A 9,981-nucleotide genomic window follows, 5' to 3' on the forward strand; every position below is an offset into this window, starting at 1 on the left:
GGTAATAACTTATTATCTAAAAAATAATCTAATTGCCTATTAAACAATCTCGATAATTTATTCCAATATTTTCTGAACAGACACATACACTTCTCCTCCTATTATTTTTAGATTATAAAATTTCACATCCATACATCTTAATGTATACAAAATAGATATTTTTGTGATAGGTAAGACATACATTTTCTAAAAGAAATATTTGGTTCAAGGCATAAAAAAAACTATCCAAAAGGATAGTTTCTTACACTTCAATATTCCGCAATATCGAATAAATATCGTTATTCACTTTACCAAATGATTTAATGTTATTTTGAATGTTAGATAATAAAACAACATATACACTACCATTTTTACTAAATCCGTTTAAGCAATTCCATCCTGGCATTACACCGTGATTCGAATAGCTTCCTGGGTCTACGTACCATCCAAACCCGTAATCCTTTTTTCCACCCGTAAACATTTGATCGTAACTCTCTTTTGAAATTAATTTACCAGAGAATAGTGCTTCGTTAAATAAATATAAATCATGCGCACTTGTGTATATATCACCACAACCATATAGTTGTGACATGCTCGGAATATTAGGTGTTGTCATATTATTATTTACTATTTTATAACCCGTTGATGGGAATCTTGTTTGTTCTAACGCTGTGCCAAAACCAGAATGTTTCATACCCGCAATAGCAAAAATATGTTGCTTAATATATTCTTCGAGCGACTGTCCACTTACCTTCTCGGCAATGTATGCAAGTATAGAGTAGTTCGAGTCAGAATACTTCCATTTCTCTCCTGGACCACCAATACGCTTTTGATTTCCTATCCGCTTTATCAGTTCTTCATGAGAAATATCTTCTTTTCCCTGCTCATATTCGGGAATCCCTGATGTATGTGTTAATAGATGTTTTAGCTGAATACTATTACCTTGAGGAAAATTTGGAATATACTTTGCAACAGTATCTTCTACTTGTAATTTATTTTGATCTTTCAACTGCATAATAGCAGTTGCTACAAATGCCTTTGAAATAGAACCAATATAAAAAGTCGTCTCTGAATTATTCGGTACTTTCTGTTCTTTATTTGCCATACCGTACCCTTTATTCAAAAGAACTTTTCCATTCTTTACAATAACAGCTGTCCCGCTAAATCCTGCGTTTTGTAAATACTGGTCTAATTGAGCGTTTTCATTAATTTCTTGAGGTGGTCCCTCGGGAAGCTTCTCCACAGCTTGCGCTTGCTTCACTTGTTCTTCCTGCTCTTTTTGTTTTTGCTTCTGTACTTCTTGTTTCTTTTTTTCTTCTTTCTTTTTTAGCTCTTCTTGTTTCTTCATTTCTGCTGCCGCTTTTAAAGTTTCTTCTTTCTTATTATGCGCAACAATTTTTGTATACATAAAATATACAAGTGATAATAGTAAGACGAGAATGATTGTTCTTTTTATGTATACAATCGGCCGACGTACTTTCCCATTCGCATTATTTTTTTCCTGATCCATAATTGCTTTTTTCCCCTTACTCACCAATAATTTAATTCCTCTATTAAAGATTTATTTTAGTAGATTATGGATAATCCATTCTATATCATCCCTACTTTATCACGCACTGCACATATTACCAACCTATATGTACAAAAAAGAAAAAGAAAATTTACAAAAGTAAGATTCCCGTTAAATTATTAACAAAAAAAAGAGGATATCCTCTAAAAAATTGATTTTATCAATCTTTTTGGACATCCTCTTATCTCATTATTTATACGTGTTTTTTCATATCATCGGCAACAGATTCAACATTTGTACCTACGATAACTTGTACACTTGTATTACTTAATTTCATAACACCTTTTGCACCAGCACGTTTTAATGCTGCTTCATTTACTTGACCAGCATCTTTTACTTGTAAGCGTAGACGTGTTGCACAGTTATCAATAACTGTTAAGTTTTCTTTTCCGCCTAAAGCTGCTACGTAAGTTTCACCGATTGAACCTGCAACTGGTGCCTCACCATCTTCAACTAACTCATCGTCATCTTCACGACCAGGAGTTTTTAAATCGAACTTCTTAATTAAGAAGTAGAATACTATGAAATAAATTGCTGCGTAAATTAAACCGATACCTGCTAGTAAGACTGGTTTTGTTGCAATACCGAAGTTTAAAGCGTAATCGATTGCACCGGCACTAAATGAGAAACCATCATGAATGCCAAGCGATGTTGTAATGAATAAAGAAAGACCTGTTAATACAGCATGAATACCATATAATACTGGTGATAAGAACATGAATGAGAATTCAATAGGCTCTGTAATACCAGTTAAGAATGAAGTTAATGCTAGACCAGCTAACATACCAGTAACTGCTTTACGCTTTTCTGGTTTAGCAGCTGCAATCATTGCGAAACATGCTGCTGGTAAACCGAACATCATAACTGGGAAGAAACCAGTCATAAACATACCTGCTGTTTTGTCACCTGCAAGGAAACGAGCAATATCACCATTAACAACATTACCTGCTGCATTTGTAAAGTCCCCAAATACAAACCAGAAGTATGTGTTCATTACGTGGTGTAAACCAATTGGGATTAATAAACGGTTTAATAAACCAAATAATCCTGAACCAATTGCACCTAAATTAACAATTCCATGAGCTAATGCATCAATACCATTTTGAATTGTTGGCCAAATTTGTGCAAATAGAATTCCTAATATCAGCATCACGACTGATGTAACAATTGGAACGAAACGTTTTCCAGCAAAGAAACCTAACCATTCTGGAAGTTTAATCTTATGGAATTTATTATAAAGAAGTCCTGCTATAACACCAACAATAATACCACCTAAGACTTTCATATCTACTTTAGTCGATAATTCAGCAGCCTTAGATACTTGTGTCATTGTATCCGCAAGCTTAGATGGATCTACATTTGCGCTATTACCTATTAAATCTTGGACTTTACTTAATTTACCTTGTAATTCAGCAGTTGAATACCCTTTGCTAAGTGCATCAATACTATTTTTCATAACAAGATAACCAATTGCACCTGCAAGACCTGCTGCACCACTACCATCCACTGAAAGACCGATTGCAATACCAATTGCAAAAATAAGTGCTAAGTTATCAAAAACTGCTGCGCCGGCCTGTGCCATAACAGGAATATCAAATACATCTGGTTGCCCTAAACGAAGCAATAATCCTGCTGCTGGTAGTACTGCGATCGGAAGCATTAAAGCTTTACCAATACGTTGTAAAAACTGCAACATTTTAATTCCCCCTAATTAAATTTATGAAATCGTTATCATTATAAGTACGCTTTAGAAAACGCTTTCTATTACATAACCATAATAACATATAGTTGTATAGATGTGTAGTTTTTATTTCTGAACTTTTTATGGATAAATCTCCTATTTCCAAACTGTTATATAAAAGGAAAATTCTCCTTTTTAAAATACAGAATACTCGAAACGAAAGACCTATTATAGCACATTGAACTTTCGTTTTATCATTCCACTTTTTCATGTTATTATTTATTTCCGAGCATATCGGGAAAAGTAAACTTAGTTAATTCAAAATAGGAGCGTTGGTACTATGCAGTGCATTGAAACAAACAACTTACAACAGTTGTTAGAACAAGTAAAACCATATACGAAAAAAGGAAAACTTGCTACTTATATCCCCGAACTAGGAAATGCAAATCCAGACGATTTAGGGATTGCCATTTTCCATAAAGAAACAGAATATATCCATGCAGGCAACTCACAAACACTATTTACTCTTCAAAGTATTTCCAAAGTAATTACACTTGCCCTTGCCCTTTTAGACCGTGGTGAAGAATATGTATTTTCTAAAGTTGGAATGGAACCAACGGGTGACCCATTTAATTCTATTATTAAGTTAGAAACGACAAGTCCGTCCAAACCCCTTAATCCAATGATAAATGCAGGAGCTTTAGCTATTACAAGCATGTTAGCAGGAAAAGATAACGAGGAAAAAATGGAACGTATTCTTCATTTTGTACGTGAAATAACAGATAATCCTACTATTAATTATTCCTCTAAAGTTGCCGATTCAGAACTAGAGACAGCTTACCTAAACCGTTCACTTTGTTATTATATGAAACAAAACGGAATTATCGATTGTGATATTGAAGAACTTATGGATTTATATACTCGTCAATGCGCAGTTGAAGTAAACTGCATCGATTTAGCACGTATCGGCTTAATTTTTGCAATGGATGGATATGATCCATATAAGAAAAAACAAATTATCCCTAAGCATATTACAAAAATTTGCAAAACATTTATGGTCACATGTGGTATGTATAACGAATCTGGTGAATTTGCAATTCGTGTTGGTATTCCTGCAAAAAGTGGTGTAGCCGGTGGTATTTTTGGCTGCGTAAAAGGAGACATGGGAATCGGTATTTTCGGACCAGCTTTAGATGCAAACGGAAATAGTATTGCCGGTTTTAAAATCCTTGAACTTCTTTCTGCTCAAGAAGGTTGGAGCATTTTTTAATCGCGAGTTATCCTGCTATACTAGCAGGATTTTTTATTTCGCCAAAACCTCACTTTTGTCAGTTATCAATCCTCTTACAAAAACAGTGCTGAAAGTTTCTCTATATCATGCATATTTGTTCCCCCCTCCTGAATAATATAGTACAACCTAGCGCTATATGTGGAGGTGTGAAAGATGAAACTAATATTTCAAATGGGAAAACAACCTGTTCTTGAAAAAACAATCCTTCTTTTTATATTGAGTATTGTAGAAAGCTTGAAGTTAAAAGTTGTTTCACTCGACGAAGCTCACCGATACATATTCAATTTAGAAGTACTTGAATTATTAATGGATCGGAACATCGATGATCAAGTACTTGAACTTATTCATTTCGGGATGGGACTTGAAGACATTTATCATGTGCTTCCTGAAGAACTTGAGCATACGATTGAGGAATTAAAGTGGCTTTGCATTCAAGTATTAAGTGAGTACAGTATGCATGAAGAATCCGAACAATTAATTGAAGATATACGGTAAAAAAGCACCTATGTAGGTGCTTTTAATGTTTTTTTAAACTATTTTTATACGCCTCAATATTTACTGGTAGCTCTTCCTCTTCCAAAGTATGTTCATTTACATCTTTATGAATGAACGCACCTTTAGGTGGTTGATGATCATGCCCTTTTTTCTTATGATCAAATGCTTTCCCGCGTCCCATACAAATCCCCCTTTCTTAAAAGAAATCCGTATTAGTATGGAGAAAAGTACGTCGATATATGCAATCTCTTGCTGTATTTCCAAGGAAATACTCGAACCTTGTTTTCTACTCTCCTTACAACAACTGATCGATCCCAATAAGAATTAATAACACTCCTGCGATAACTGTCGCCCATTTCCCTAAGTATTCTGCTAAAAATCGTTTTCCTACATACGCAAAACCACTAATACAAATAAAACTAAACACCCCAGAAATAGTCGCTGTAAGCCAAAGATTTAAATTTGTTACCCCTGCATCAAATCCACCTGCAATATTATTAATAGACAACGCAACTCCTAAAACAATTGCTTCTGAGAAACTAATTGTTTTAGAACCATCAAAATCTGCTTTTTCCGGATCACGTAAAATTCCCATAAGTACATTATCATCTTTAGAACCTGCAGTATTTTTTTGGCCCAAGAAAGGCTGACATAAAATAAACACACCGATTATCCCTAAAACGATTGCTCCAATCAGATTTGCTGTAAACTCTGAAATAAATAACGCAATCCAGTTTCCAAAAAATCCAGCTAGTAAAGTAAATAAAAATCCAAAGAATGCGATGATAAAATTGTTAAACCACGAAATACGAATTTTACGAATGCCATATGCAATTCCAACACCTGCATTATCTAAATTAGAAGCGATCCCGATTAAAAAAATTGAAAATAAGCCTACCGTACTCATAAATAGTCACCCCTTTTTCTCACTTTTCAATGCATATTATGAAAATGTTGAGCAACTGTGCCTGTCTGTTTCATATACTTGTAATAAATGCTCAATATTTTTTCAACACTAAAAAAGGAGTGCCTACACTATGGCTAATGAAAACCCGAATGATCGGCTTGGCAAATTAATAAAAAAACTTTTAAAAGAACGCGCCTTATCTATGCGCCAACTAGGAATACTTACAAATATTGATCCTGCAACAGTCTCAAGAATTATTAATGGTAAACAACCGCCAAAACAAAAACATCTACAAAAATTTGCAGAATGTCTTCAAGTTCCACCCCAATTGTTATTTGATGAAATGTACCCTGATTCTCCTCACATTAATAAAGAAAAAACAGATATGTACACATCTCTTGATACCATTCAGCAAACGCTGCAATCCTCTAACTTATTCGATTTCGATTACACTACAACTCGCGTAAAACAAGAACTCGAAAATTACGAACGCTATGCCCAGACAACAGAAGGCGAAAAACGTATTCATAACAGTTTCGCAAGCAAATTAGAGCAAATTGATAGTGCTGGTCCTTTTATTGAACAATTAACAGATATGTATCAACAATTTTGCAATGAAACCATTTCAAAAGAAGAACGTGCAGTTCTTGGGAGCGCATTACTTTATTTCATTTTATCGACAGATATTATTCCCGACTATCTCTTTCCAATTGGCTATTTAGATGATGCGATCGCCGTTGAATTAGCAAAAGAGAAATTACTTGAAATAAAACGAAAGACATAGCAAAATAAAGAACTATTTCAGTTGTTTATATTCAACTCTGAAATAGTTCAATAAAAAATCGTACAAGTATACATACTCGTACGATTTTACTATGCAAATCTATTTTTTCGTGTGGCACCATTCATATATAAATGCTGTTATTACTTTTGTAAATTCAATTAACTGTTCAACTTCAACTTTCTCATTTACAGAATGTGCTTCTTCTAATGTACCTGGTCCATATATAATCGCTGGAATGTGAAACTCACTAAACCAACCGCCATCAGTTACCGTTGCAGACATATCTAAAATTGCATTTTTTGATAAAATAGACTCGTGTACTGAGCTAAGTTTTTTTACAGCTGCATGTTCCCTATCTACTTCTAATGAAGGGAAAATTTCACCACGATCTACAATCATTGATTCTCCACCCCACTTAAATTGTGGCGGATTTTCACTTAACCATGGATCGGCAGCTGCTACCTTTCCAATATATTCTTCAATTTCTTTTATTATTTGTTCATGTGTTTCGTTCGGATAGAAGTGCACTGTTATCCATAACTGGCACTCATCCGCAATAAACGCCGCATGCCTTCCCCCCTCAATAACAGCTGGATTAATTGTTGTTGTTCCAGATGGATAGCCTTCATATGTTTTCATGACTGCCCAGTGGCGCTCTAATTCTTGTAAACTTTGCACAATTTTCATCATTTTTTCAATCGCACTCGCTCCGAATAAACGTCCCCCTGCATGGATCATTTGCCTACGTGTTGCATCATGAAACGTTTGCGGGCTTTTCACAGTAATCCATCCAGTAATTACGCCGCCCTGTCCTTGCATATGTAAATCACTCGTATCCACTACGACTGCAAAATCAGCATCATAACCTCGCCTGCAGCATTGAAGCGTGCCAGCTTCTCCAACTTCTTCCCCAATTACGGATTGAAAGATTACATCTCCAGGTAATTCAATGCCAGCTTCTTGTAAAAGCTGAATAGCAAATAGTGCCCCAGCCAATCCCCCTTTCATATCTGCTGCGCCACGTCCAACTAACCAGCCATCTTTTATAAATGGATCAAATGGATCTGTTTCCCACGCCTCATCTGCTGACACTTCAGCTACATCCATATGCCCATTAATAATAAGACTTTTATATGAGTCACTTTTTATTCCTTTTTTTACCCCAACAACGTTCGGATCATTCGGATATACATCCCATTTATTAATACTAAAATTTCGTTTTCTTAAAAACTCTGCAACAAATTCTTGCGCTTCATTTGTATTTCTCGCTGGCGGTGCTGGTGTTTCAAAACGAATTAATGTTTTTGTAAGTTCTAACAATTCCTCTTTCCTTGAATCTATTTGTTTTAACAACTGCGAAATTTCTCGATTCATCGCTAATTCCCCTTTGCATACATAGTATGTTTCCAGCTTTATTTTCACAAAAAAAGAGACTGTTTACAATTTTACAGTCTCCAAATTACTCAATATTATAAACTTTCTACTTTTGTTGTATTGATCTTTTCAATATGCTCTACTTTACGTACCTTATTTCTTGTCGCACGATAAAACAGTAAACAAACAATCATAAATGGAATACCACAATACAATGCCATTCTTTGTTCTGGAATAAAGGCCATGCCAACGATTACTGTTACATTTAATACTAACGCAAGCAGTGGTACGAATGGATACAGCGGTGTTTTAAATTTCAGGTCTTTGACATCCCCGCCCTGCTTTATGTATGACCTTCTAGCTAATAAGTTAGATAGAGCAATAGATGCCCAAACTAGTATCGCTCCAAATCCAGCGATAGAAAGCAGCCATAAATAAACTGTATCTTCCGCATAAATACCTGATAATAATGAGAGACAACCTACAATTGTGCTTACAATCAATGCATAAATAGGAACACCGTTTTTAGATAACTTACCAAAAATCGGACTAATCATTCCTTGATTAGACATAGACCATAGCATACGAGAAGTTGCATATAATCCTGAATTCGCAACGGATAGAACTGCTGTAATAATAACGAAATTTATAATATCAGCTGCATAAGGAATACCAATTTTATCAAATACAACTACAAATGGACTTTCTATTACTCCTGCTTGCTGCCAAGGGAATAGTCCAGCAAGAATAAAAATAGATAGTACAAAGAAAACAAGTATACGCCAAACTGTATTGTTAATTGCCTTCGGGATCGTTTTCTCCGGATTTTCACTCTCACCTGCTGCAATACCAACTAGTTCTGTTCCTTGGAAAGAAAAATTAACTGCAATCATCGTAATTAAAATGGCTGATAATCCATTCGGAAACAGTCCCCCGTAATCAGTAAAGCTAGAGAACATCGGTGCTGGTTCATTTCCTTTCATATCTAGAAAACCAAACATTGCCGCCCCGCCTAAAATAATAAATGCAATAATTGTAATTACTTTAATACTTGCAAACCAAAATTCCACTTCCGCAAAACTTCTTGAAGATAACGCATTAATAGCAAAGAGCAGTACCGCGAACACTACACACCAAATCCATGACGGTACATCAGGAAACCAACGTTTCATCAAAATACTAACTGCAATTAATTCAATACCTATCGTAGCAGACCAGTTTAACCACGACATCCATCCGACTACATAACCTGCTGCAGGGGAAATATGCTTTGTCGCATACGTTTGATAAGACCCTGCGTCAGGCATCGCAACAGCTAATTCTCCAAGACAGAGCATCGTTAAATACATTACAAATCCACCGACAAGATACGCTACAATTGCTCCTCCAGGTCCAGCCTCATGAATCGTATAACCTGACCCTAAAAAAAGTCCTGTACCAATAACTCCACCGAGTGCAATCATAAATATGTGCCTACTTTTCAATTCTCTTTTTAATCCTTGGTTTTGATCCATCATATAAATCCCCCCTTTTCACTTTGCCAACCCATTTAATGTAAGCGTTTTTAAAAGTATTCAGTGTAAAAATAATGATTTAAAAGAGCAAAAATACACGTCACTTACATTAATCACTGCCTGTTACTAAAAGGTCATCCCTTACTGTTATTAATAATTTTTGATCAGCAATAGCTTGTCCTTCTACTACTTCTAATGATTCAATATAACCACTGATCCCTATCTTAATTTCTACTTTCTGTTTATCTATTGTTTCAATTAATGCTAATTTCTCCCACTCGTATACGTAAGAACTTTCCGTCACAAATAACTTCTCTACTTTTCCATAACAAGGACTATACACACCTTCTATAACTGTCTTCACTTTATAAATTCCTCCCTCTTAT

General features: G+C 35.1%; 10 protein-coding genes and 2 pseudogenes. 3 read left to right on the forward strand and 9 right to left on the reverse strand.

Translation table 11 applies throughout. The features are described from left to right. The 4 genes and pseudogenes from ABWK52_RS23270 to ABWK52_RS23285 form a co-directional block, all read right to left on the reverse strand. Nucleotides 1–86, reverse strand: a pseudogene (locus tag ABWK52_RS23270) (DUF2642 domain-containing protein); the annotation flags it as partial. 155 nt (nucleotides 87–241) lie between these two features. Then, a complete protein-coding gene (locus ABWK52_RS23275; protein WP_000371841.1) occupies nucleotides 242–1,489 on the reverse strand; it encodes a serine hydrolase domain-containing protein in 1,248 nt (415 codons plus the stop codon). Nucleotides 1,490–1,742: 253 nt separating this feature from the next. Continuing rightward, nucleotides 1,743–3,245 (reverse strand): N-acetylglucosamine-specific PTS transporter subunit IIBC, encoded by a 1,503-nt coding sequence (nagE, locus tag ABWK52_RS23280; protein ID WP_000938903.1) that lies wholly within the window; start codon nucleotides 3,243–3,245, stop codon nucleotides 1,743–1,745. 141 nt (nucleotides 3,246–3,386) lie between these two features. Then, nucleotides 3,387–3,501 (reverse strand): annotated as a pseudogene (locus ABWK52_RS23285) (transcriptional regulator). A gap of 69 nt (nucleotides 3,502–3,570) precedes the next feature. On the opposite strand from ABWK52_RS23285, the gene glsA reads away from it, so the two are divergent. Together glsA and ABWK52_RS23295 are read left to right on the forward strand one after the other, a co-directional pair. Beyond that, nucleotides 3,571–4,500: a glutaminase A gene (gene glsA, locus ABWK52_RS23290; protein ID WP_001149850.1), complete on the forward strand. Its 930-nt coding sequence runs from the start codon at nucleotides 3,571–3,573 to the stop codon at nucleotides 4,498–4,500. Nucleotides 4,501–4,674: 174 nt separating this feature from the next. Next, on the forward strand, nucleotides 4,675–5,016 hold the full coding sequence (locus ABWK52_RS23295; protein WP_000766604.1) for a DUF3969 family protein: 342 nt from the start codon (nucleotides 4,675–4,677) through the stop codon (nucleotides 5,014–5,016). Nucleotides 5,017–5,038: 22 nt separating this feature from the next. On the opposite strand, the gene ABWK52_RS23300 is transcribed toward ABWK52_RS23295, so the two are convergent. Beyond that, the gene (locus ABWK52_RS23300; protein WP_000532409.1) at nucleotides 5,039–5,197 is read right to left on the reverse strand and encodes a hypothetical protein; all 159 of its coding nucleotides are present in this window, start codon (nucleotides 5,195–5,197) and stop codon (nucleotides 5,039–5,041) included. A 114-nt stretch (nucleotides 5,198–5,311) separates the two neighbouring features. Continuing rightward, a complete protein-coding gene (ytaF, locus tag ABWK52_RS23305) occupies nucleotides 5,312–5,923 on the reverse strand; it encodes a sporulation membrane protein YtaF (protein WP_000108728.1) in 612 nt (203 codons plus the stop codon). A 130-nt stretch (nucleotides 5,924–6,053) separates the two neighbouring features. Here ytaF and ABWK52_RS23310 point away from each other — a divergent pair, with 130 nt between their 5' ends. After that, nucleotides 6,054–6,707, forward strand: a complete 654-nt coding sequence (locus ABWK52_RS23310; RefSeq protein WP_001262775.1) for a DUF1232 domain-containing protein — start codon at nucleotides 6,054–6,056, stop codon at nucleotides 6,705–6,707. Nucleotides 6,708–6,806: 99 nt separating this feature from the next. On the opposite strand, the gene ABWK52_RS23315 is transcribed toward ABWK52_RS23310, so the two are convergent. The 3 genes from ABWK52_RS23315 to ABWK52_RS23325 form a co-directional block, all read right to left on the reverse strand. Beyond that, entirely contained in the window at nucleotides 6,807–8,081 is a 1,275-nt protein-coding gene (locus ABWK52_RS23315; RefSeq protein ID WP_061655996.1) for an acetylornithine deacetylase, read from the reverse strand. A gap of 95 nt (nucleotides 8,082–8,176) precedes the next feature. After that, the gene (locus tag ABWK52_RS23320) at nucleotides 8,177–9,598 is read right to left on the reverse strand and encodes an amino acid permease (RefSeq protein ID WP_000969251.1); all 1,422 of its coding nucleotides are present in this window, start codon (nucleotides 9,596–9,598) and stop codon (nucleotides 8,177–8,179) included. A 106-nt stretch (nucleotides 9,599–9,704) separates the two neighbouring features. Next, complete coding sequence (locus ABWK52_RS23325; RefSeq protein WP_000859489.1) at nucleotides 9,705–9,959, reverse strand: biotin/lipoyl-containing protein; 255 nt, start codon at nucleotides 9,957–9,959, stop codon at nucleotides 9,705–9,707. Between the last annotated feature and the right edge of the window lie 22 nt (nucleotides 9,960–9,981).

This window comes from Bacillus sp. AP50 (assembly GCF_040492675.1).
Taxonomy (GTDB): Bacteria; Bacillota; Bacilli; order Bacillales; family Bacillaceae_G; genus Bacillus_A; species Bacillus_A cereus.